Here is a 23,665-nt window from a genome sequence, read left to right on the forward strand (position 1 = left end):
CGGGGCAATTGTGGCAAAAAAATGGCTTTTGCCCTGATTCGGCCTGTACCCCTTTTTCAACGCACGAATTACGGTATAGTCAAATCATCTACTGTTTGATTACCTGAATAAAAATGAAACGTATCGCTATTGTTGAAGACGAACCAGCCATTCGAGAGAACTACGCAGATGTATTGCGTAAACAAGGTTATTCGGTCTCTACCTATGCCAACCGCCCTGATGCTGAAGAAGGCTTTAAGCAACGCCTGCCAGATTTAGCCATTATCGATATCGGTTTGGAAGAAGAGATTGATGGAGGTTTTCAGCTTTGTCAGTCGCTACGAGCCATGTCCGCCACCCTTCCGATCATTTTCCTGACCGCAAGGGACAGCGATATAGACACGGTTGTCGGCCTGCGAATGGGTGCTGATGACTATCTGACAAAAGACATTAGCCTCCCTCACCTGATGGCGCGCATTGCCGCTCTTTTCCGTCGCAGCGAACTGTTGAGTCTCGCTTCGACCCAAACAGAGTCCTTGTTAGAACGCGATAACCTCACACTTGATCTCAACCGCATGCAGGTTAAATGGAAAGACCAAACGGTGGATCTGACCGTGACAGAGTTCTGGATGGTTCATGCGCTAGCGAAGCGACCAGGCCACGTGAGAAGTCGTCAGGATTTGATGCGAGAAGCGCATGTGGTCGTCGATGACAGCACCATTACCTCTCACATCAAGCGCATCCGCAAGAAGTTTATCGCGCTGGATAACACGTTTGACCATATCGACACTGTGTATGGCATGGGTTATCGCTGGGACAGCACAAAATGAAGTTCATCACCGAAAAGGTGTGGCGCTGGTTGTCAGGCATCCGCACAAAAGTGGTGCTGTTAAGCGGCCTGTTACTCTTGCTGCCCTTTATTGGTTACAACTACGTGTGGGAGCTGGAAAATGTGCTCAGGCAAGGTCAGGAACAAACCCTGATGGGATCTGCCCGCGCCTTTTCAATGGCACTCAATCAACAGCCTGAACTGTTCGAACGCCAACAAAACACCAAGCCAAGGCTGGAAGAAGGCAAAGACCTCTATGCCCTTGCATTAAAATCTCCCATCGATATCGATGGAGCAACCTTAGATTGGGATCGCTATCAGACGCATCGCGTGAACTATGCAGACGCGCATGTCATTTTCAGCCGAACACCTTATCAAAGGAACGAACTGAACTTTAATTTGATCATGGCCAGCGATGGAGACGACCTCTACGCCCTGATCGATATCGTCGATAAAACTCCGATACTCAGACGCGAAAATACTGCCAGAATTGACCGCAACGATCATCTGGTGGTCACATTAACTACGCAGCAAGGAGAGCTAAAACGTTACGCGGTCACTGCCAATAAAAGTGGCAAAGCAGATATTTATCTCATTGAAAACACGATTGATGATACGGAGCATACTTTTCTATCAGAAGCCATCAATGGCTGGTGGCAGGAAACCGCACAAGGGCATGTTATCGAGCTGGCCATTCCTGATTGGTTGGTCGGCGAAAAATTGAGTTTCGCCTACTACGACGTGACCAATCGTTACAATCGCGATATTGAAACCATACTCGCTACGTCAAACCCAAGAAGCGCCGAAACCCTCGGCACTCTCCTTGTTCCCTCCCCAGAAATCGAGCGCGTATTGACGCGAATGAACGATGGCAGCTCGAGAGTTTGGGTGGTTGATCAACACGGCCGGGTACTTGCAAAAGCAGGCGATCTGCAATCTGCCAACGGTGTATGGGAAACCACTATCAAGTATCAGGAAGCGCCAAGTGGATTGATGGGCTGGATTCAAAACAACATTCTTAACCCTTTCTACTACCGATTGCTTGAGCGCCCACCAGAAAAGGTCATTGATGCGATGCACAATGCTGCTGTCTTCCGTGGCGTTGAAGTGCAGCAGGCACTGATTGGTCGCCCTTACGCAAATTGGCGCCTGACACCCGATGAAAGCACCACCATTCTTTCCGCAGCTTACCCTGTAAAAGTTGGTGAAGCCGTCGTCGGTGCTGTTGTCGTTGAAGAGACCACAAAAGGCATTAAAACACTGCGTAACAAAGCGCTGGAGCAACTGTTTAATGTCTTGCTTGCGGTTATTTGTACTGGCGTGGTTGTACTTCTGCTTTTTGGGTCTCATATTTCCCGACGTGTCAGGAAACTGCGTGATGACGCAGAGAGCGCCATCGACTCACAAGGACGTGTTATGCATCAGTTGGAACCCGCGACCAGCAAAGATGAAATCGGAGACTTATCCCGCACTCTATCCACCATGGTCACGCGCCTCGCTGACTACAATGCATATCTCGAGAAAATGTCGTCCAGTTTGTCACACGAGCTAAGAACCCCCGTCGCGGTTGTGCGTTCTTCCTTGGAAAACCTAGCGTTTGTGACCAAAGAAGAGGACCAGCTTCGCTATATCGAACGCGCTCAGGAAGGTGTAACCCGCTTGGCAACCATTCTCTCAAGCATGACGGAAGCGACCCGTTTGGAACAGAGCTTTGAACATGCCGAGCACACAGAATTTCCGCTCGACAAAGTGGTATCCGGTTGCGTCCAGGGCTACGAGTATGCTTACCCTGGCCAAGGCTTTACTCTGCACATCAAAAACGGCAACTACCAGATGTCCGGCGTACCAGAATACATCGCACAGCTTTTGGATAAGCTGGTTGCCAACGCGGTTGAGTTCCACCAGCAAGACACCAATGTCGAAATATACATGCTGATTCACGACAACATGGCTCGCATCACAGTCTCTAACATTGGACCTCAATTGCCTGAAAATATGGGAAATCAGTTACTCGGTTCCATGGTCTCTGTTCGGGAGGAAAAGCATAAATCAGACAAGCCACACCTTGGTTTGGGTTTGTATGTAGCCAGATTGGTGGCGGAGTTCCATCAAGGGCGGCTCTCGATAACCAATCGACCAGATGGCAAAGGCGTGAACGTTACGGTTTGGCTGCCACTCCCATCTACCCAAACGAGCTGAGTATACAATCAGGGAAAACAACAGAAGGAATGTCCATGAAACTACATGAGTTTGCACCAGCACCTAACGCACGGCGCGTTAGACTTTTTCTTGCTGAAAAGAAAATAGATATTCCTTCAGTGCATGTCGATATTCGTGGCGGCGAAAACCTAACAGACAAATTTAAAACAATGAGTCCAAACGGACGCATCCCCTTCTTAGAGCTAGACGATGGCACAACGATCTGTGAGTCCATTGCGATATGCCGTTATTTGGATGCCGCTTTCCCAACTGATCACAGTTTGTTCGGTTCTACGCCAGCAGAAATCGGCAAAGTGGAAATGTGGAACCGAATTGTCGAACTTCAAGGTCTCTTTACTGCCTTCCAAGCATTTAGAAATCTTACTGGCATATACAGTGACCGCGAGCGCTGTGTTGAAGCCTGGGGTGAAGAAAGTAAATTAAGAAACATCGAGTTTTTGCCAGTATTGGAAGAGAGATTTTCGCAATCAACCTATCTGGCCGGGGAGCATTTTTCCGTCGCGGACATTTCCGCTCATGTCATGGTAGATTTTATTAAGCACATTGATATTCATATCGATGACAGTATGCCTTCTATTCAGCGTTGGTATAAGCAAGTCAGTCAACGAGAAGCATTCATCGAAGCCAACTCGAAATAACAAGGATTGAAAATATGATTGAGCTCTACACTGCAGGAACGCCGAATGGCTACAAAATATCGATTGCCCTTGAAGAAATGGGGCTGCCTTATGAGTACCACGCGCTTGATTTGATGGCCGCAGATCAGAAGAAACCTGAATATCTGGCGATTAACCCCAACGGACGTATTCCAGCGATTGTTGATAAAGACAACGATGACTTCGCAGTTTTCGAGTCAGGTGCAATTCTTATTTATCTCGCAGAAAAAACGGGAAAATTCCTCCCTAGCGAACCAAAGAAGAAAAGCCAAGTGCTGCAATGGTTGATGTTCCAGATGGGTGGTGTTGGGCCAATGATGGGTCAGGCTAATGTATTCTATCGTTACTTCCCTGAGAAAATTCCTGCTGCGATAGAGCGCTACCAAAACGAAGGGCGTCGCCTGTTCGAGGTCATGAATGGTCAATTGGCCAATAATCGTTATTTGGCTGGTGACGAATACACAATTGCAGATATTTCGACCTGGCCATGGGTTCGTATTCATGAATGGAGTGGCGTCGATATCTCCGGTCTTGAGCACTTGCAACGCTGGGTTGATGAGTTGGCACAAAGACCAGCTTGCCAGAAGGGTTTATTGGTTCCTCCTCCATCTAATCTGTCAGACGAAGAGAAAGCAAAACAAATCTCTAAGATGGTAACGAAGTAAAATCTCTCTTCTCCAGAAACAGTAAAGCCGTCCCGAAGGACGGCTTTTTAAATTTCTTTCACGTACTCGATAAACACTTGGTCGCCTGAATATTCGACCTTGGCAATTGTGCCATCAACGGTTAAAGAGGTTCTTACCACTATCGGTCCGTTATTCATGATGTTTTTGTTGTCTTTTAGACTGGGTAGTGAGCTACCAGGATCCAACCCCATCTCTTTACAGAAACGGAAAACGAAGTTTCGATCCATTGGAACATCACCGCGCATGGTCTTTGAGAAGTCCAACTGACTCACCCCAAGGCGTTTGGCCATTTCAATTTGGGTGATTCGTAATTTCGCTTTGTAAGACATCCACGCGTCATAAAGTGTCTGCCTGTCATGATAGGTAAATTCCATAAATCCCCGCTTGTTACCTACCTCTCCATAGACAAAATCATAACGATGAAGCGCTTTCTTAATGTCAGCGAGGCGTAAGTGCGGCGTAAACACTTGTCGAAACTGGTGCTCTTCGCTATGTTATCGCCCTGCCTGATCGTTCATTTCATTCTAGGCACATTATGACAAAGAGAGAGTTACCATGAGCCATAACCTTGCATTGCTGCCACCTGATGAAAAACAAAAAATTGAACTTGATAAGCAAGCCGCTTATTCGGTGTGGCAGGTGAAAAATGCGCTGGCTGAGAGAAGCGTACTTGCACAACAGGCAAGAGACATTTCAGATGAAAATGAACGCGCGCATTTTGTAGATTGCGTAGATAAGTATTCAAAAATAATGGGGCTTTAAAGCCCCATTTTTCCATACCCACTTAGCAAAAGTCTTGTTTACCGTTTTGTCAGCAAAGCCACGTACTTATTGCTGTCATCACAGTAAACGATGCGACAGTTAAAGTTATGACTGTCTGCCACTCTTCGGAGCGTAGACATGCCGATATCAAACCACGGCACTTCCTCACTCACTCTCCCGTCAAATTCAAACGTCAAATGACGTGTGCGATAACCTTCGTAACGAAGGTTTTCTGAGCTTAAAATCAATCTGCCGCCTGGATACAAATTACGGTGCGCCAGATTCAGAAAGTGAAAGAAATTTCGAATATTTCCCAGCTGACCAATCACACCGCGAAGTGCCAGCCAGCTAAAGGTGCGGTCAAACATAGGGTGTTGATCGAACAGATGCCCGCATACCACTGATGGCACACCTCGCTGGTGCATGATCGCGCAGGCGATTGGTGAACTGTCTATCGAGGTAACCTTGATGCCTTTAGCTGTCAGGTAAAGAGAATGCTCCCCACTGCCTGCACCCACGTTTAACACGCTCCGGCGGCAATAAGACAACGCAATTCTGTCGGTGGCGACATCTTCCGGACGGCGAAAGAAATCTGATGTCGGGATAACGGATGTACCATTGTTTTCCCTTACAATCAGTTTTCCTGATTTATTGCCGTTGTAATAGCTGGCAAGCGCGGTACCAAAGACCTCTACAACACTCTGCATGACCATTCCCTCTGTTATTCAACAAAGAGAATACTCGGAAGCGTTACACTCAACTGTCTCATTTACGAAACAGATAATAGGTATCAGAAAAAAGTCTTAGAAGACTGAGATTCTCGTTACCATCAGTGTTGTCAGAAAAAGAAAATCAACGAGTTAACGAGGAATGATAAATGGCGGTGAGTCAGTAACGTTCAGATTATCTGGGTAAAACATAGAATAGCTGTGAAGAGGTCATTTCTAATGCTTTCGACTGAGGCGCATTTTCTTTCGCGACCGTTTGTGCTGATACATGGTTTTATCTGCTTCGCTAAGCCATTGTTCTGCTGATACAACTTTCTCTGAAAGCTCAATCGCTCCAAGACTTATCGACACATTGACACCTTCCGGAAGGCCATCACTCTCAATGTCACATTTCAGGCGCTCAAGAATGTGTGGGATTTCTGCTTTAGCGGTGTGTCTAAGCAGTACAACGAATTCATCACCACCAATTCGACCAGCAACATCGGAGTCACGGATATTTGAAGTTAAATGTCCGGCTATCGCTTTCAGGACTTTATCGCCTACGTCGTGCCCGTAAGAATCGTTGATGTTCTTAAAACCATCGGCATCGATATAAACCAGCACAGATGGATCGCTGGTCTTATCGAACTCCTGATAAGCGTCCTGTATGTCCGTCATGATGGCATGACGTGACTTGATACCGGTCAGCGAATCGTATTCCACCATTTCCCGCAGCTTTTTCGCCATCACAACCACGGTATCCCTTTGGTCAATCTCTGCGGTGATATCAGTCAGTGTGCCTACGCGATAAATCAGTTCACCGTTTCCATCAAAAACACAGTTGCCGCTGTCGCGGATGTGCTTCACCCTGCCGTCATCAAACAACAGTCGATAGTTAATATTCCAAGAGTCAGTTGATGCGGAAAAACGTGTGCTCTCTGCCATCTCTCTTTCAGAGGGATGGATCTTGTTTAAGAAGGCGCGAGGATCGTGATAAAGAACTTCGACTTTCTCTTCCCAGATAGTGTCGTAGCATTTGTTGACGTAAAACAGACGCGCAGGATCCGCAGCAGAAATCCACACCACGGAACTGACATTCTCAGCGATCGCTCGAAACCGTCGCTCTGATGTGGCAATGGCTTCCTGCAATTGTTTTTCTTCATGGATATCCAAAACAGCAATCAGAAACTGCTGTTGGTTGGTGTACTTGCAGTTAATCGAAGAAACAAAAGTGCGCACCCAGATTTGATGCCCATTTTTGTGAAGATAACGTTTGTCGACCCTGTACTGGTTACCTGAACTCAATGTAAGGTTTTCGCGCAGCGGCTTTTCGCTGTTTGCATCTGAATGATAGGTAAGATCAAATTCGGTCAGTGACTGAATCTCTTCATCCTGATAACCCAACATGGCCAAGTACGCTGGATTCACACTGATAAAACGGCCTTCGGTATCCACGCGCGCCATGCCCATAGGTAAGCGTTCCTGAAGGGCTTCATTCAATTCATCATCAGGATAGTAAAGGGTTAATGCCACAATATAAATGTTGCTGGGAACCGTATTGAGTAGGTTCACTTTGAGGATGTAAGTGTCTTTGCTTCTTGTCAGGCGAACAACTTTGGTAAATGGCTCATGCTTTACCGCTTGGGAAACGACCTGAAAGTAACGGATAACTTCATTCCACGTAGCCGTGGTGAGATAGCCGTCGATGTTGGCTTCATCTGGCATAATCTGGAACAGCTGCTGACACTCACGGTTACTCTGAATGATCTCGCCGAGGTCATTGATAATCACCATGGGTACAGGTGCCAGTTCAAAAAACTGCATCTGGAAGGGGCTGTCTGTCTGAAACATCCGAGTCTGTCATGTCCTGTTGCCACTGAGGCACTTTCAAGAAAAAGGCTCATAAGTACGAGCCCTGCACTCAACCAACATACTAGCGATAAACCACGAAGACATTTGTCTCAGATTTACGTCCATGCAGATAAAACATGCAATGATATCAATCGTCGTTGGTTAATCTGTACATTCTTCTGTGTTCAACCAGCCATCTATTTTCAACTGACACCGGGGTAAGGAAGGTGTCCAACCTTTACCCATAACAATGTGTCTTCTTCTGCGTATGGGTTGTATTCGAACATATGCGGATTTCGGATCCAGGTTCCTTGCCCATATCTGCCAAATTCATCACGATACTCCCCTTCAAGCACATATACCTCTTCACCGCAGAAGTGGGAAATATTGAAAAAGTGCTGTCCCGCCGGCCATCGAATCATGGCAACCTGTTCGCCATTAAATTCATGAAGTGGGAGCATCAACAAGCGCCCCTGACCTTCTATCCAATCTTCTTCCGAACGCGTATTGATTCGTACCTGATTGCGATCGTTAGCTGAAAACTGATGAAGTTTAACCAGTAAGGTGCATCCAACTTCGCTATAGGGCGTATGGGAAGATCCGGGAGGGTTCCGAATGTAGGTACCTGCCGGATAGTCCCCTGTTTCATCAGAAAAGATGCCTTCAAGGACAAGAATTTCCTCTCCCAATGGATGTTCATGACGAGAAAAGGAAGACTTGGGTGCGTATTTCACAATACTGGTGGCATGCCCACGTTCGGCTCCCTCTCTAGCGAGAGGCTTACGAAACACACCACCCGAAGGCGATGGCTGCCAGTCCATATCGCTGGTATCTATGATCACCCGCTGGTCAAACTGCATATTCAGCATAAAACAGTCCTCAAACAGGGAAACAACCTACACGACCTAACCCAGATTGTTTAAATTTCTGGAATCAGTCACGCGAATCTTTACCCAAACTACATCAATGATGGAGCGTGGGTTACAGGATTAACGCCCAGTTTCGGCTTGCTGTTTCAACAATATAGCAGTGTGAATCTGACAGCCTCGTCCCAATCCTTGGAACAGCGTCTATTGATTTAGCAAATACGTAAGTAAATATTTCAAAGCCACACAAATGCAAAAAGCCCGCTTTAAAAGCGGGCTTTGGGATATTGAATGGCTAATCGGGCAGATTATGCGTCAGCGTGACGGCGCTCACCACGGAAAGAGCGTTTGTCGCCACCACGGTCACGGTCAAAGCGACGGCCACCACGATCACCACGACCTTCGCCACGGTTGCCACCACGAGGACCACGGTCATCAAAGCGACGTGGACCGCGCTCGCCACCACCGTTACGGTCACCGCCATTGCGACGACGTGGTGGAGACATGTCAACGTGACCCTCAACCAGTTGTGCATCAGTTGCTTTCTGGCGAATGCGTAGTTGCTTCAGTTGACCCAGGATTTCTTTTGGCATTTTCTTCGGCAGCTGAACGTAAGTGTGACCTGTTGCCAGCTTGATTGAACCGATGAATTGCTTCTCAAGACCCAGTTCGTTAGCAATTGCACCAACGATATCTTTAACTTGAACGCCTTGATCACGGCCAACTTGCAATTGGTAAGTATCCCAATCTGCTGCGTTGTAGCTACGACGCTCACCACGCTCTGAACGATCACGTGGACCACGATCATCACGGCGAGATTCACGACGACGGCTGTCACGCTCCATCGCTGCGATCATTGGATCAGGACCGTTGTAGAACAGCGGGCGTTTGCCTTGCTGACGTTGAAGCAGCATTGCAGCCAGTGTTGCCGCATCTACATCGATTTGCTCTTGCAGTTTTTCAACCAGACCAACGAACGCTTCAATGCTGTCAGACTCTTTCTGCTCTTGTAGATCAGCAGCCAGACGTGCCAGACGCGCTTCAGCAACTTTGTCACGCAGTGGAAGTTGAATTTCTTCCATGCGGGTAGATGTCACACGCTCGATGGTACGCAGCATACGGATTTGGTTAGTACGAACCAGCAGGATTGCTTTACCTGCACGTCCCGCACGACCTGTACGACCGATACGGTGAATGTACGATTCAACATCGAATGGGATGTCGTAGTTGAATACGTGAGTAATACGTGGCACATCAAGACCACGTGCTACAACATCAGTCGCAACCAGAATGTCGATAACACCACGTTTGATATGATCAACAGTACGCTCACGCAGAGACTGTGGGATATCACCGTGCAGTGCAGCGGCTTTGAAGCCACGCGCGCTTAGCCAATCAGCCAGACGCTCGGTGTCCTGACGGGTACGCACGAATACAATAGATGCGTCAGTTTCTTCAGTTTCAAGCAGACGAGACATCGCTTCGTCTTTCTCTACGCCTTTAACAACCCAGAACTGCTGTTCAACTTTCTCAACAGTACGGTTGCTGCCTGCTACGTCGATACGAGCAGGTTCGCGCAGGAAGCGGTCAACAATTTCTTTAACCATTGGAGGCATGGTTGCAGAGAACAGAACACGTTGTGCTGATTCTGGCGCTTGCTCCATGATCCAGGTAACGTCGTCAACGAAGCCCATTTTCAGCATTTCGTCAGCTTCATCCAGAACGAAAGTGTGTACTTCGTCCAGCTGCAGACGTTCGCGGTTGATCAGGTCTTTAACACGGCCTGGGGTACCAACAACAATGTGAGCGCCGCTGCGCAGAGCACGCATTTGGTCAACGATTGACGCGCCGCCGTAGATTTCGAGAACTTTCAAGCCATTGATGTTTTGGCCAAGTTGTTTTACTTCCGCCGCAACCTGAATTGCCAGTTCGCGGGTTGGAGCCATAACAATCGCTTGTGGTTTGTGCTGTTTCAGGTCCAGTTTGTTCAACAGAGGCAGAGAGAATGCCGCGGTTTTACCGGTACCTGTTTGTGCTTTACCGAGTGCATCCACACCGGTCAGAAGTAGAGGAATTGAAGCTGCCTGGATAGGAGTCGGCGCTACAAAGCCGATTGCGTCAAGAGCAGAAAGAATGTTTTCAGCCAGATCTAACTGGCGAAATTCAGTAACAGTATCTTGCATTGGGATCCAATATATAGACAAAAAAAACGGGGCCCTGCTAGCGGTTTCGCACTGTTATTATTCACTGATACAGGGTCACTACTCAGAACTAAGTGACTTCCTACTCTCTGTAACAGTATCTAACGCTACGGGCCTCGACAAATAAGGCGTGCATTCTGCGCCACTAGACCAAAAAAAGCCAGAAAAAATTGAACAAGTTCACAATTCTTTCTACGACTGATGGCTTTTTGACTGCAAACGCCTATTTCGAAAACAAATTGCTGTTATTTCAGGCAGGACGTTATAGTGAGGTTGGATTTCTTAGTCAAGACAAACCCTATTTTGTCCCAACTTAATCGCAGTTGTTTTCAGTTTCTCTGCGCGTTTCATGATTTTAAGTTTTCGGGTAAAGACGGAAACCGAGCTCAGGGTCATGCCAAGACTCAGGGTCACACGCTGGTAATTCGCTGAAGGTTTGTTAGGAATATTGAGATGATAGACACCATGCACCATGTTTTCCGCGACCTCTCGCAGCATCAAATCATCATCATGTAGTAAAAGAAGAGAAAATGTTCCCGGTGACGAATAAGCAAACATTCCCGAAAGATGCGAACCCACCTGTCTTTCCATCACATCAGCCAGCTTTTTGACTAAATTTGTCGCAGCCATGTCGCCATAAAATTTTCGATATCCTGCAAAGCAATCAATATCGATAGACAAAGCCGCAATCCGCAGTTTTTCTTTTCTCGCCTGTTTTAACAACCCCGGCAATGCCATTTGCATTGCCAAAGCATTCGGCAAGCCCGTATCCGGGTCGGTGATGCCCATCCAGCGTTCATTTCGCTTCTTGGCAAACAACTTATGCTTGAGTGCCTTTAATTCAGATTCGCGCTTACTATTGATGGTAACAAGCTGACCGTATCGGGCGTCAGAAGCTTCTGTGTGCCGAAGCTTCACGATTTTCTGGCAAACTGAAGCGGCAAGCAGTTTTATCGCTTCTTTTTTCGGTTCATCAAGAGGGGTCCGGTATAGAAGGTTATCTGCAGCCAGCCAACCAATGCACTCGTCACCATCCCACATCGCCATCATGATATTCCAGCCAATACCCACCTGCTCCTTTCCAAAATAAAGGGGCACGTTTTCTTTTACGATCAGTTCATTTTTTTGGTAAAAGCTTCTTCCATAAAAAGCGTATTCGGCATTTCCTGGCAAAACTCGGAACGGTCTACCACCTGACCATCAGGATCGGTTCCCCAAGTTCCCCACATTTTGTGGGTTTCCACATCACACAGAAAAATACCCATACGATCAATTTGCAGCTTATCCCGCCCTAATTCGACAGCGATTCGACATAAAGAATTAATGGTAGTGGCTTTGGTAAACCGTAGGGAAATTTCATGCAGGTTTTTCAGGTAGCCCAGTTGCGAAGCAAGCGTGTGATTGTGCAACGCGAGGTCGAGTTCGCTTTTACGGCTATTGACGTTTTGCTGATTTAGACGATGCGCAAGGATTTTGCATTTCAGGTGCGTGTCGACATTTTCTCGCACCCAGTCAAAGCCTTTTTCGGACAGTCTGCGTTCACGGGTTGATGTTTCAGCCTCAACCAGCAGATACCCAAGCCGATGCTCTCTTTTATAAAGAGGAATGACGGCATGTTCCCAGAGCTGGTTGTCTTGCTGCCAACCGCCGTTAAACGCCAGTTCGGAAATAAAAGAAAAATGCTGTTTGTGCTTGTTGGCGAGAGATTCCCAGTCAATATAGTAACCACTATATTCTTCGCAGGGTTTGAAGGCAGGGTAAAAGTTAAATACATCCTGTGTCTGGCTGGCGATGAGCTTCAGCTTATCATCAACTAATACAAACAGAGCAATATTGCTGATTCCGTTTTCACAGACCAGGCGGCTAAAGATGTCTTCACACCATTTATCCAGCGTGCTCGACACATCTTCAGCTGTACACCTTTGCTGCACTTCAGCACTTTCCATACGCCAAACCGTTACATCCTTTTACGAAAGTGTCATTTTGTCATTGATGTTGAATATGGCCTCTTCGTTACATCAAGTTTGCGAGAGAAATGGTTATTCTTATTTCATTTCGATGACTTACCTCTCAGTTTGCGCTAAGGCGCAACAGATATCGTCACGTAGGTTTAATGAGTGATGACTTGGTTTTGGGCTACTGAATCCGTATAGTGTGGCGGTTCACAATCTGAGACCAGGCTAATGTTTCAAGACAATCCATTACTTGCACAGCTAAAGCAGCAAATCAAAGAGACCATTCCTAAAAAAGAAGGTTCGATCAAAGCAACCGAAAAAGGGTTTGGCTTCCTCGAAGTAGACAGTAAAACCAGCTACTTCATTCCGCCTGCATACATGAAAAAAGTCATGCATGGCGATAAAGTCGTCGCGCTTATCCGCACCGAAAAAGAAAAAGAAGTGGCTGAGCCAGACGAACTGATTGAACAATCGGTAGAGCGTTTTATTGGCCGTGTAAAAATGATCCGCGACAAACTGAATGTCGTGCCTGATAGCCCTCAACTCAAAGATGCCATCCGCGCAAAAACCCAAAAAGGTTTGAGCCGTGACGCACTGTCTGAAGGTGACTGGGTCGTCGCTACTCTGATTCAACACCCATTGAAAGGCGACAACAACTTTTTCTGTGAAATCAGTGAAAAAATCACAGATGCCAACGACAAGATCGCGCCTTGGTGGGTCACTCTGGCTAAACATAATCTGCCAAACCAAGAACCGGCACCACAGCCTAGCTGGGAGATGCTGGACGAATCTTTGGTTCGTGAAGACCTGACCCACCTGCCTTTTATTACTATCGACAGCGAGTCCACCAAAGACATGGACGATGCGCTGCATACAGTGGCAAACGAAGATGGCACTTTCACGCTGACCATTGCGATTGCAGATCCAACGGCATATGTCGCTCAAGGCACCGATCTGGATAAAGAAGCGCGTGAACGTGGATTCACTATTTATCTGCCGGGCCGCAATATTCCAATGTTGCCGCGCGAACTGAGTGACGACTTGTGCTCACTGCGTGACGAAGAAATTCGTCCTGCTCTATGCTGCCGCGTTACCCTATTAGCAGATGGCACTATCTCAGAAGATGCGCAATTCTTCTCGGCTACCATTAAGTCTCAAGGCCGCCTGGCTTATGACAATGTTTCTGATCTTCTGGAAACTGGTTCTTGTGAGAAATGGCAACCATCAGAGGTCATTGCTGAACAAGTGAATGCGCTACACAATCTGGCTAAAGCGCGCATGGCATGGCGTGAAGCAAATGCTGTGACCTTCCCAGACCGCCCTGACTACCGCTTCGAGCTAAGCGAAGATAACGACGTTGTCGCGATTCACGTTGATCCTCGTCGTATTGCAAATCGCATGGTAGAAGAAGCAATGATCACGGCAAACATTTGTGCTGGACGTGCCCTTCGTGAACATTTTGGTTTCGGCGTATTCAACACCCATGCTGGCTTCCACCCAGAGAAAATGGCGGATGCAATTGAGCTTATCAACGGTCACGGCGGCAACGTGACTGCTGAACAGCTCGCAACTATCGAAGGTTTCAGTGCTTTGCGTCGTTGGTTGAACGAGCAGGAAACCACTTATCTGGATAACCGCATCCGTAAGTATCAGTCTTACAGTGAAATTGGTAACGCTCCAGCGCCACACTTCGCCATGGGCCTTGATGTTTATGCCACGTGGACATCTCCAATCCGTAAATACGGCGACATGGTCAACCACCGTCTTCTGAAAGCCATTATTCGTGGTGAAGACGCTGCTCAAACACCAGACGAGATGATCGGTGAAGAATTGGCATTGCACCGTAGACACCACCGCATGGCAGAGCGCGATGTAGCAGATTGGTTATATGTCCGCCTTCTTAAAGACTGCGTTGCCGAGAAAACGACATATAACGCAGAGATCTTTGATATCAACCGTGCAGGCATGCGTGTTCGTTTGCTGGAAAATGGCGCAATGGCGTTCATTCCAGCGCCACTGATTGTGGACAATAAGAAACGCATCGAATGTAATGGCGACGCTGGCACCATTTCTGTTGATGGCGTGAAAGAGTTCCAGCTTGGCGATACCATTGAAGTCGTTCTGGCTGAAGTCAAAGAACCTACCCGTTCGATCGTTGGTAAACCAACCCGCGAATTCGCAGTGATTGCTGAAAAAGTGGAAGCAGAATCAGCCAAAAGCGAGTAATCACACTCCAAAATGACAAAAGCCAGACATCAGTCTGGCTTTTTTGTTTTCATGTTTTCCAATGTGGCTTTGACGGTAGCCCCTAGATTCAGGTAATAAAAAACCCGGTCCATGGAAGCCGGGTATCGGTTACTTATTTGACTTTTCATGCAGCAAGCGAATGTAAAGTCCAGCTATGCAGTAACGCCAAAATTGGACCAATCATTGAGTTGTCGGCGGCCAAACCAAAGCTCAGTGACTGTTTGTGTCCAATGATTTGCCTAACGACAAACCTTATTGTTATGAAAAAAATCTTACCAAGTGTTGCTGAAAAGCAACTGAACGAGAGAGACATTGCTTAGTCTTCTATCGCTCATTAATTTGTATTGCGTCGCAATATTATACCAGCATAAGCAATATGGTCGACATCAATGGTGACAATAATCACATAAAACCAGTGCAGTTGTAAAGTTTTTGTCAAAACCCACATCCACAGCGATAACAAAAACTGATTCATATTCATTGGGTTACTAAAAGTGTAGTCAGCCAAATCCTGACCTGCCAAATTTTTAGTACAAAACACGCCTATAGATTCAGGCGGTTATCTTTCACATCTCAGAGGCCATTAAAACAGCAGACTTTTTCAGTTGTATTAACAACACAAATCAGTTGAGCACTCATTATTTGTGATGTTACTGAAGGATCGATGGGGCAAAAAAATACCGCAGCACCAGACTGGCGTGCGGTCGGATAGTTGGAAGCATCCAAGGACTCGATTCTTATATTTTACTGTGACGAAGCTTCTGTATTTCTTTTTCTACTTGTGCCCGCGTCAAACCAACATCTTTTAGAAATCGTTCGTCATCTAGATTTTTAGAAAGATCTTCAATCAAAAAATGTTTGCGATTAAAGCGCCATAACCCATGAATCAGTCTGGCGACAATCTCGCCTTGATGTACGAAGCGATGGATTCCCCGCCGGTCATCACTGATTAAATCACTGTCATTTGTTTTTACTACCATGCCTGCTCTCCCCTGACGTTGTCATTGTTTTCCTTCTTGACAGTTCAATATTTAATCAATTTAATTAATCAGAAAAGCCAATATTTCTTTCACAATACTTCAAAGGAGTTGAAGTAATGACAAATTTCGACATTGACCAACTTCGTACCTTGGTAGCGATAGCAGATTGCGGGAACTTCGCAGCGGCTGCTGACAGCGTTCACAGAACGCAATCAGCTGTGAGCATGCAGATGAAAAAGCTTGAAGAGTTAGCGGGCGTGTCGATTTTCCAGAAACAAGGAAGGCGGCATGTTCTTACTTCTCATGGCTTAACCTTGGTCAGTTATGCCCGTCAAATGCTTAACCTCAATGATCAAGCTGTCGCACATTTCCATAGCCCGGATATGAACGGCATGGTGAAATTCGGTGTTTGCGATGACTACGTTAACCTGATTTTCAGACGCGTCCTGAATGGATTTACTGAGCGCTATCCAAATCTACAGCTATCCGTACAAAGTAACAGCAGCCAACGGTTGTTGAAGCAGGTTCAGGATGGACGACTAGACCTCGCCCTAGTGAATATTCATGACGACCTATACCCCGTTACCCAGTTATCTACGGAAAGGCTGGTTTGGGCGAAGTCGCGCCATGTGAGCTACTGCAAAGACAACCCCTTACCTGTGGCGATAGAAAGTGACTGTCGTTGGGGACGGCTCGCGTTGGAACTATTAAATCGTGAAAACATCTCTCACCAAGTCGTTCTCACCGCAGCTGATTTCCACGGCTTAAATGCGGCCATTGAATCTGGTATGGCTGTCTCTCTGATCGCCGCTTGTTCGGTCACCGAAAAAATGGATTTACTTGAGCATGTGAATTCCAACTCTCTCGAAACGGCGATTGCAAATGGAATAGCAGTCAAACCCGGCGCGAATGAACCTGCAGTTCTTGCATTGGCTGATTACATCACCGAGTGGTACGTACGGAGAAACCAGAGCGCTGCATAGAGTTTTAGACTTGAGACTTACGTAAAAGCATGAGTGAAACGTCATTGCACAGTCATTTTTCTGTCAATAAACTCAATAGAAATCAGCGAACATTACGTTGCACAGCAATCATGAACTTTCCCTGTAGAACAAACGCGGCTTTATAGGTGAACATGCCAATGCCGAGAATCTGGATGCTCTTTACTGGTTTTTTTCTGCCCTATTCATGACGGGTTGCGAGTCGCCGACATCTGCAGAAAATCGTCCAGACCATTCGTCATACCACGAAACCAATCGTCCTACGACGTTAGCGCCCTCTGGCTCTGACTTAGATACATCAAAAAGCCTTGCGTTATTTGCATATTTTGAGGAATGGGAAGGCACGCCTTATCGCTACGGTGGTGCATCCAAGCGAGGTATTGATTGCTCCGCATTCACCCAACAAGCTTTTCTCGCCGTATACGAGCATTCACTCCCCAGAACAACAAGACAACAGATCAAAACCGGCGATAAAATTTCTCTGGCAACCGCAGATCATGGAGACCTGATTTTCTTCAAGACTGGCTCTACCCGCTATCATGTCGGGATTTATATTGGCGAAAAACAGTTCATGCACGCTTCTTCCTCAAAAGGCGTCACGATTTCCCGTGTCGATAACCCCTATTGGTCTGCAAGAGTCATCGACGTCCGACGCTACCCTCTTCAATAATCACCAAGGTATCACTGAACCGTCGTGATGATAGAGTTTTCCTGACCCTTCAGGCGTCATATGCTCAAACACGGTGACGATTCTTTTTGCCGTGAGTTCAGGACTATACAGTTTATCTTTCGGCCAATTTGCAGTGAAAGGCTTAGAGAGTGTGCTCGGCGTGGTTCCAGGGTGCATAGCAATCACTGTGGATCCTGGCGCTTTCCTTCCCCATTCAATGGCAAGATTTTTGATAAACATATTTAGGGCGGCTTTAGACATTCTATAGCTGTACCAGCCTCCCAAACCGTTGTCTTCAATGCTGCCAACTTTGGCGCTTAGCGATAACCAACGGAGCTTGGAGTGACGCTTTACAAACCCGTCCAATGCCTGTGCAACGTGGACATGACTCATCACGTTCACATTCATTGACTGACTGAGCCAGTCACCGCTAAGTTGCATGAGGTTTTTCTCGGGCCTCTTGTCGCCCAGATGGAGAAGGCCAGCACACTGAATGACCCCTACCAAACCCTCAACACGCCCTTCAAGCCAACGAGACAAAACAGCCACGCTTTCTGGGTTACTCATGGAAAGGCTAAGGTGGTTGTCTGATTCTCTTTCTACTCGACTCAGTGTCAGTACCCTATATCCCAAGTCCTGCAACTGAATGGCTATCGCTTTTCCAATAGTTCCGTGTGAGCCAACCACCAATACGCTCTTTTGCATCCTTCCCTCACTCGCCGTTCTGCTAGAATCTAACCTACTGATTTTAGGATTATCATCACCCAACTCTGATCTTTTCTGATCGGCATTCGTATTGGGTTCCGCACATCAAACGCTATAAGAGTTATATGACTGATAAAACAATTGTGATCACTGGTGCTGGTCAGCGTATCGGATTTGCGCTGGCGAGCCATTTTCGGGCTTTGGGTTTTCACGTGATCGCGTCATATCGTTCGGAAAAACCCGGTGTGACTGCCTTGCGGGAAATGGGGGTCACTTGTATTCAGGCCGACTTTTCAGCCGATGTCGCGATCCATCAATTCGCAAGGGAAGTCGCTGAGCAGAACATTCAGATCCGTACGTTGATCCACAACGCATCAGACTGGAATGCCGAGAGTAAAACCAATGACTATGCCGCCCTGCTGGATGACATGATGCAGATACACGTCAAAACGCCATATCTGCTTAACCTCGCCTTGTCTCCCTTTATGGCGACTGACTCAACGGCGGGTTCAGACATTATTCATTTTACAGATTACGTCGTGCGCAAAGGTAGCGAGAAACATATCGCCTACTCGGCAAGTAAAGCGGCATTGGACAATATGACGCTTTCATTCGCACAGAAATTGGCGCCGAGTGTCAAAGTCAACAGCATCGCTCCAGCGCTTATCATGTTTAATGAAGGCGATGACGAGGCTTACAGAAAGAAAGCGTTGTCTAAATCACTGATGGCGATAGCGCCTGGCGAACAAGAAGTGGTGAACGCCGTCGAATTTATCATGAACAGTAACTACATGACCGGCCAAAGCATCAATTTGGATGGCGGTCGAGCACTCAAATAACTAACGGAGGCTGCGCTATGCAAAATGCCATTATCAAAATTACAAATCTTCGCCTGCGTACCTTTATTGGCTTCAACCCTGAAGAACAAGAGAAGAAACAGGACGTCGTACTAAACATTGAGATCCACTATCCAGGCGATAAAGCCTGTATGAATGACAATGTAGAAGAAGCACTAAACTACAAAGTGATCACCAAATCTATCATCGACCATGTCGAAAATGGCCGTTTCCTACTGTTGGAAAAATTGGTCTCCAGTGTGTTAGAGATTTCTCGCTCTCATCATTGGGTAACGTTTGCCAGCGTCACAATAGATAAGCCACATGCCTTGCGCTTCGCTGACTCTGTGTCTCTAAGTTTAAGTTGGCAACAAGAAGAGTAATGTAGACAGAGTTCCATCGAAATTTTCGAATAACTCGTTCAGTTGTATCCGGTTCACCTACAGTTAATGATGATTATAATTCTCATTAACTTATTTGATTGGACACAAACGTAAGATGGAACAACCTTCGCAGTACAATGCTGTTTTGCGCGCCATCCATTGGCTGACAGCCTTGGTCGTTATCGGCCTTTTTGCTGTTGGTCTATGGATGGTTGACCTCACTTACTACAGCACTTGGTACAAAACCGCTCCCTACTGGCACAAATCCATCGGCATTCTCCTTTTGGGTTTAACCTTATTCAGGTTGGTCTGGCGCATAGTAAAAGGCACCCCTCAAATAGAGGGAAATCGTCTCGAACGTGCGGGGGCACACGCTGCTCACCATCTTATTTACGTGTTGTTGTTCGTCATTTTTGCATCTGGTTATCTGATCTCTACGTCAGATGGTAGAGCCATTGAAGTATTTAACTGGTTTGAAGTACCGGCTCTGGGTGAGCTATTCCCGAATCAGTCAGATATTGCGGGCGCAATCCACTACTACGCTGCCTTTACATTGATAGGTTTAGCTGTTCTTCATGCGGCAGCGGCACTTAAGCACCACTACATAGACAAAGACAATACATTACGGAAAATGATTGGAGACAAATCGTTATGAAAAAGACTCTTGCTGCTCTGGGACTGACCGCAGCTGCCATGCTGCCAACAATGGCGGTTGGCGACAACTACGTGATTGACACCAAAGGTGCTCACGCATCAATTAATTTCAAAGTACCTCATCTCGGCTACAGCTTTATTAAAGGTCGTTTCAACGACTTTGATGGTGAGTTTTCGTATGACCCTGCCAATATTGAAGCATCAACCGTTGTTGTAAATATTGATACTACCAGTCTGGATTCAAACCACGCAGAGCGAGACAAGCATATCCGTAGCGGTGACTTCATCAATGCTTCGAAATTCTCTACGGCAACGTTCAAGAGTACTTCAGTAAAAGACAATGGTGATGGTTCTATCACCATCAATGGTGACCTGACGCTTCACGGCAAAACTAATCCTATCTCGATCGCTGCAAACTTCATTGGCGCTGGCAGCGACCCGTGGGGTGGCTACCGCGCAGGCTTTGAAGGTACCACTCGTCTTGAACTGAAAGACTACGGTATCGCGGTTATGGGTCCATCAAGCTACGTAGATATGGAGCTGCACGTAGAAGGTGTCCGCAAGTAATTCTGGCAAATTATATTTAGAAAAATGGCAGGTTTTACCTGCCATTTTTTTACCTGTTAAGCACAAACGATACGAATAACAACTCTGATCACCATGCCCTCGCAGATCTGACTTCGATCACATAAATCACGTGCTTCAGAGCGTACAGTGTGGAGCTTAATTCCGGCTGTAGGGGGAATCATGTTCAATCCTATCCTGTTTAGACACCAGTTACATAAAATGCCTGAACTCTCTGGTTTTGAAGACAAAACTGGAAAACTGATTGCGGATACATTGCGAAGCTTTGGCTACGATCCTCAGGTTAGTATCGGTGGACATGGGATAGTATTACATCTTGAGAGCAGCCAGCCAGGACCCCATCTTTTATTCCGCGCCGATACTGATGCATTACCCATTCATGAAGTGGCCTTACACAGTCATTGCTCTGGTAACGCCGGCGTCATGCACGCCTGTGGGCATGATGGTCATTCGGCCAGTTTGATGGCGCTGGCTTACCGCTTGTCCAAATCGGACATCCAGCGAGGCAAAATCACCCTTATTTTCCAGCCGTCAGAAGAAAATGGCCAAGGAGCCAGAGCCATGCTGGATGATGAAAGTTGGGACAAGGGAAAAGTCGATTATGCCTTTGGGTATCACAATGTGCCGGGACACCCGCTAGGGCAAATCCTATGTCGGGAAAACACCTTCGCATGCGCGTCTGCCGGCGTTTCTATCACACTGAAAGGCAAAACAGCCCATGCAGCTTACCCAGAAACAGCGGTCAATCCGACTCCAGCCTTAAAAGCTCTGATGGATGATATTGAAAAACTGCCAACTGCTTTTCCAAGCAGCTTTGCGCTTGCGACCATCGTTCATGTCAACCTTGGCCAGCCAGCCTTCGGAACGACGCCGGCACAAGCAACGGTGATGGCAACGCTTCGAAGCGACAGCAATAAGTGTTTTGAATCTCTCTGTTATCAGGTTGAAAGCATGGCAAGACATTATTCAGGAAGGGATGGACTTGAGCTCAACATTGGATGGTTCGATAAATTCAATGCCATCATCAATCACAGCGAAGCAAACATGCTTCTTAAGCAGGCATGTAAAGATCTGGGGTTTGTTCACAACGACCTCGATGTGCCAATGAGATGGTCAGAAGATTTTTCAGAATATTCCAGAACCTGGCCATCGGCATTTTTCGGCCTTGGTAGCGGCGTTGAGCATCCACCACTGCACGATCCTCACTATGACTTCCCGGATGCCTTGATCGATGTCTCCAGTAAAATCTTTGAGCAAATCATTCGGGATATGAACGGATTGAAATCGCAAGATTTTATTCAAGCTATTTAGCTTTATTTATTCTCCCAAAACGAAAAAGCGAGGCCAAAGCCTCGCTTAATTCATGCTTGATGAGAATTACAGTTCGCCGCGCAGCTCAATCAGCTTTTGTTTGATTGCACGTGCTTTCTCTTCAGTCAGGTCATACTTCCACATAACCAGAATCGCCAGGAATGCGGTAGACGCTGGAATGATAATATCTGCAAGACGCAGGTTAGTGATGGTTTCAACAGACTGCGCGCCTGCGCCTGGATCGAAGCCAACCACTTTCAATACAAGACCACCAAGGATAAGCGCCAGTGCTTGACCAATCTTAACCATCAGCCAGTAAATTGCACCGAACGTTCCCTCTTTACGAGGCATGCCATTGTCCAATTCATCCATGTCACAGACGTCAGCCGTCATGCTCATCATCAGCGTAAACAAACCGCCGATACCGAAAGACATCAGTGGAATAGGCATAAAGATCATCCAAGGATTGCTTGGGTCGAAGCCCCACCATTTAAGGCCATAGCCAACAATTGAAATAACAGTGGAGATAATAAACGCGTTGCGCTTACCCCATTTGTTTGCCATCCAGGTAATTACAGGGATAACAACAAACGCGGTAACAATCGCGCTGACCGTTGAGAACCATGCAGGCCACGTACCTGTTGCACCATAGTCACCACCAAACATGTGGAACACGATGATGAAGAAGCTGAATGACGCAACAAGCTGGAAGCCATTAAAGACCAAGAAGGTTGCACCACAAAGACGAACGAAAGGTTTGTTTTTGAAAACTTGCTTAATGCCTTTAAAGACTTCCTTCAAGTTAGAGAAAATCGTCTTGAAAGAGATCTCAGCGCGGTTACCCATGTCTGAAGCATCAATACCTTTACAGAACAGACCAGGAAGAATACCCAGAGTGATACAAGCACCTGCGACAAACAGTGACAATTGCTGCACGCCTTCTGCCTGGCTGCTGAACAAATCAGGGTCAGCGATAAGTACCCAGAACCAAGGTACAATCATCCAAGCCACCTGACCCATGGTATTTGCAAATGCCATCAAACGCGTACGTTCGTTGTAATCAGAGGTCATTTCATAACCCAGACCAACAAACGGTGTTGCAAACATGGTGTTACCGATAGTGAAGATCAAAGAGAAAATGAGGAAATACCAGAAGTTGTACTCTTGTGATGCTTCAGGGTCCAGCTGCCAAAGCATGGCAAAGAACACGCCACTCAAGATCGCACCAACGACAATATAAGGACGTCGTCTACCCCAGCGTGATTTAGTGTTATCAGTGATAAAGCCCATGATGGGATCAGTAATCGCGTCAAACAACCTTGGGAGGCCGCCCAGCAAACCTGCCAGAAAAGGATCCATGCCGAAGGCGGTAATAAGGAAGAAAGAGAATACCCCTAACGCCCCCGGAAGAAGATTAAGCGTCAGTGTACCTGCGCCATAAGCTCCTTTCTGAAGGACTGGAACGCTCTCCCTTGCGTCGTGAAGTTCACCTGCTGTGTTTTCTATTTGTTGTGACATATCGAAATGTTAACCGTATGTAAATGCCGTTATCGAATACTACCTAGCTAAGCTAAAACTCAG

23 protein-coding genes are annotated in these 23,665 nt (G+C 46.8%); 13 read left to right on the forward strand and 10 right to left on the reverse strand.

Going from position 1 to position 23,665, the window contains the following annotated elements:
• The first annotated feature begins 113 nt into the window (after nucleotides 1-113).
• Genes pdsR through G5S52_RS02250 form a run of 4 tightly spaced genes read left to right on the forward strand, consistent with a single transcriptional unit; the run spans nucleotide 114 to nucleotide 4,349 of the window.
• Complete coding sequence (pdsR, locus tag G5S52_RS02235) at nucleotides 114-809, forward strand: proteobacterial dedicated sortase system response regulator (RefSeq protein ID WP_165011601.1); 696 nt, start codon at nucleotides 114-116, stop codon at nucleotides 807-809.
• Entirely contained in the window at nucleotides 806-3,007 is a 2,202-nt protein-coding gene (gene pdsS, locus G5S52_RS02240) for a proteobacterial dedicated sortase system histidine kinase (RefSeq protein ID WP_165011602.1), read from the forward strand. The genes pdsR and pdsS overlap by 4 nt, the downstream gene beginning before the upstream one ends.
• A gap of 35 nt (nucleotides 3,008-3,042) precedes the next feature.
• Entirely contained in the window at nucleotides 3,043-3,666 is a 624-nt protein-coding gene (locus G5S52_RS02245) for a glutathione S-transferase family protein (protein ID WP_165011603.1), read from the forward strand.
• Between the two features lie 14 nt (nucleotides 3,667-3,680).
• On the forward strand, nucleotides 3,681-4,349 hold the full coding sequence (locus tag G5S52_RS02250) for a glutathione S-transferase family protein (RefSeq protein ID WP_165011604.1): 669 nt from the start codon (nucleotides 3,681-3,683) through the stop codon (nucleotides 4,347-4,349).
• Between the two features lie 47 nt (nucleotides 4,350-4,396).
• On the opposite strand, the gene G5S52_RS02255 is transcribed toward G5S52_RS02250, so the two are convergent.
• Nucleotides 4,397-4,744, reverse strand: a complete 348-nt coding sequence (locus G5S52_RS02255) for a helix-turn-helix domain-containing protein (RefSeq protein WP_046308250.1) — start codon at nucleotides 4,742-4,744, stop codon at nucleotides 4,397-4,399.
• Between the two features lie 181 nt (nucleotides 4,745-4,925).
• Here G5S52_RS02255 and G5S52_RS02260 point away from each other — a divergent pair, with 181 nt between their 5' ends.
• Nucleotides 4,926-5,132, forward strand: coding sequence for a DUF3283 family protein (locus G5S52_RS02260; protein ID WP_002535765.1), 207 nt, complete (start codon nucleotides 4,926-4,928; stop codon nucleotides 5,130-5,132).
• A gap of 38 nt (nucleotides 5,133-5,170) precedes the next feature.
• Here G5S52_RS02260 and G5S52_RS02265 read toward each other — a convergent pair whose 3' ends face one another.
• The 6 genes from G5S52_RS02265 to G5S52_RS23725 form a co-directional block, all read right to left on the reverse strand.
• Nucleotides 5,171-5,839 (reverse strand): methyltransferase domain-containing protein, encoded by a 669-nt coding sequence (locus tag G5S52_RS02265; protein ID WP_002535764.1) that lies wholly within the window; start codon nucleotides 5,837-5,839, stop codon nucleotides 5,171-5,173.
• Nucleotides 5,840-6,076: 237 nt separating this feature from the next.
• Complete coding sequence (locus G5S52_RS02270) at nucleotides 6,077-7,690, reverse strand: sensor domain-containing diguanylate cyclase (protein WP_165011605.1); 1,614 nt, start codon at nucleotides 7,688-7,690, stop codon at nucleotides 6,077-6,079.
• A gap of 203 nt (nucleotides 7,691-7,893) precedes the next feature.
• On the reverse strand, nucleotides 7,894-8,559 hold the full coding sequence (locus G5S52_RS02275; protein ID WP_165011606.1) for a cupin domain-containing protein: 666 nt from the start codon (nucleotides 8,557-8,559) through the stop codon (nucleotides 7,894-7,896).
• A gap of 305 nt (nucleotides 8,560-8,864) precedes the next feature.
• A complete protein-coding gene (locus G5S52_RS02280; protein ID WP_165011607.1) occupies nucleotides 8,865-10,739 on the reverse strand; it encodes a DEAD/DEAH box helicase in 1,875 nt (624 codons plus the stop codon).
• Between the two features lie 300 nt (nucleotides 10,740-11,039).
• Nucleotides 11,040-11,930 (reverse strand): diguanylate cyclase domain-containing protein, encoded by an 891-nt coding sequence (locus tag G5S52_RS23720; protein WP_235956050.1) that lies wholly within the window; start codon nucleotides 11,928-11,930, stop codon nucleotides 11,040-11,042.
• The gene (locus G5S52_RS23725) at nucleotides 11,870-12,703 is read right to left on the reverse strand and encodes a hypothetical protein (protein WP_235956051.1); all 834 of its coding nucleotides are present in this window, start codon (nucleotides 12,701-12,703) and stop codon (nucleotides 11,870-11,872) included. Before G5S52_RS23725 ends, G5S52_RS23720 begins: the two co-directional genes overlap by 61 nt.
• 237 nt (nucleotides 12,704-12,940) lie before the next feature.
• Here G5S52_RS23725 and G5S52_RS02290 point away from each other — a divergent pair, with 237 nt between their 5' ends.
• Nucleotides 12,941-14,938 carry an exoribonuclease II gene (locus tag G5S52_RS02290; protein WP_165011608.1) on the forward strand — a complete coding sequence of 666 codons (1,998 nt, stop codon included), beginning with the start codon at nucleotides 12,941-12,943 and terminating at the stop codon, nucleotides 14,936-14,938.
• A gap of 758 nt (nucleotides 14,939-15,696) precedes the next feature.
• Here G5S52_RS02290 and G5S52_RS02295 read toward each other — a convergent pair.
• Nucleotides 15,697-15,939, reverse strand: coding sequence for a hypothetical protein (locus G5S52_RS02295; RefSeq protein WP_165011609.1), 243 nt, complete (start codon nucleotides 15,937-15,939; stop codon nucleotides 15,697-15,699).
• Nucleotides 15,940-16,055: 116 nt separating this feature from the next.
• Between G5S52_RS02295 and G5S52_RS02300 the strand changes: the two genes are divergently transcribed.
• Both G5S52_RS02300 and G5S52_RS02305 read left to right on the forward strand, forming a co-directional pair.
• On the forward strand, nucleotides 16,056-16,922 hold the full coding sequence (locus G5S52_RS02300; protein ID WP_165011610.1) for a LysR family transcriptional regulator: 867 nt from the start codon (nucleotides 16,056-16,058) through the stop codon (nucleotides 16,920-16,922).
• Between the two features lie 205 nt (nucleotides 16,923-17,127).
• On the forward strand, nucleotides 17,128-17,610 hold the full coding sequence (locus G5S52_RS02305; protein ID WP_165011611.1) for a C40 family peptidase: 483 nt from the start codon (nucleotides 17,128-17,130) through the stop codon (nucleotides 17,608-17,610).
• On the opposite strand, the gene G5S52_RS02310 is transcribed toward G5S52_RS02305, so the two are convergent.
• The gene (locus tag G5S52_RS02310; protein WP_165011612.1) at nucleotides 17,611-18,315 is read right to left on the reverse strand and encodes an SDR family NAD(P)-dependent oxidoreductase; all 705 of its coding nucleotides are present in this window, start codon (nucleotides 18,313-18,315) and stop codon (nucleotides 17,611-17,613) included. It lies immediately after the preceding gene.
• 125 nt (nucleotides 18,316-18,440) lie between these two features.
• On the opposite strand from G5S52_RS02310, the gene folM reads away from it, so the two are divergent.
• From folM to G5S52_RS02335, 5 genes are all read left to right on the forward strand, one after another.
• Entirely contained in the window at nucleotides 18,441-19,154 is a 714-nt protein-coding gene (gene folM / locus G5S52_RS02315) for a dihydromonapterin reductase (protein WP_165011613.1), read from the forward strand.
• Nucleotides 19,155-19,171: 17 nt separating this feature from the next.
• Nucleotides 19,172-19,534 (forward strand): dihydroneopterin triphosphate 2'-epimerase, encoded by a 363-nt coding sequence (gene folX, locus G5S52_RS02320; protein WP_002535747.1) that lies wholly within the window; start codon nucleotides 19,172-19,174, stop codon nucleotides 19,532-19,534.
• 115 nt (nucleotides 19,535-19,649) lie between these two features.
• Nucleotides 19,650-20,189 carry a cytochrome b gene (locus G5S52_RS02325; RefSeq protein WP_165011614.1) on the forward strand — a complete coding sequence of 180 codons (540 nt, stop codon included), beginning with the start codon at nucleotides 19,650-19,652 and terminating at the stop codon, nucleotides 20,187-20,189.
• Nucleotides 20,186-20,755 carry a YceI family protein gene (locus G5S52_RS02330; protein ID WP_165011615.1) on the forward strand — a complete coding sequence of 190 codons (570 nt, stop codon included), beginning with the start codon at nucleotides 20,186-20,188 and terminating at the stop codon, nucleotides 20,753-20,755. Before G5S52_RS02325 ends, G5S52_RS02330 begins: the two co-directional genes overlap by 4 nt.
• Nucleotides 20,756-20,935: 180 nt before the next feature.
• Nucleotides 20,936-22,084 carry an amidohydrolase gene (locus G5S52_RS02335; protein ID WP_165011616.1) on the forward strand — a complete coding sequence of 383 codons (1,149 nt, stop codon included), beginning with the start codon at nucleotides 20,936-20,938 and terminating at the stop codon, nucleotides 22,082-22,084.
• A 66-nt stretch (nucleotides 22,085-22,150) separates the two neighbouring features.
• Here G5S52_RS02335 and G5S52_RS02340 read toward each other — a convergent pair whose 3' ends face one another.
• On the reverse strand, nucleotides 22,151-23,602 hold the full coding sequence (locus tag G5S52_RS02340; protein WP_165011617.1) for an MFS transporter: 1,452 nt from the start codon (nucleotides 23,600-23,602) through the stop codon (nucleotides 22,151-22,153).
• Nucleotides 23,603-23,665 lie beyond the last annotated feature (63 nt).

The organism is Grimontia sedimenti, from assembly GCF_011045095.1.
Classification (GTDB): Bacteria; Pseudomonadota; Gammaproteobacteria; order Enterobacterales; family Vibrionaceae; genus Enterovibrio; species Enterovibrio sedimenti.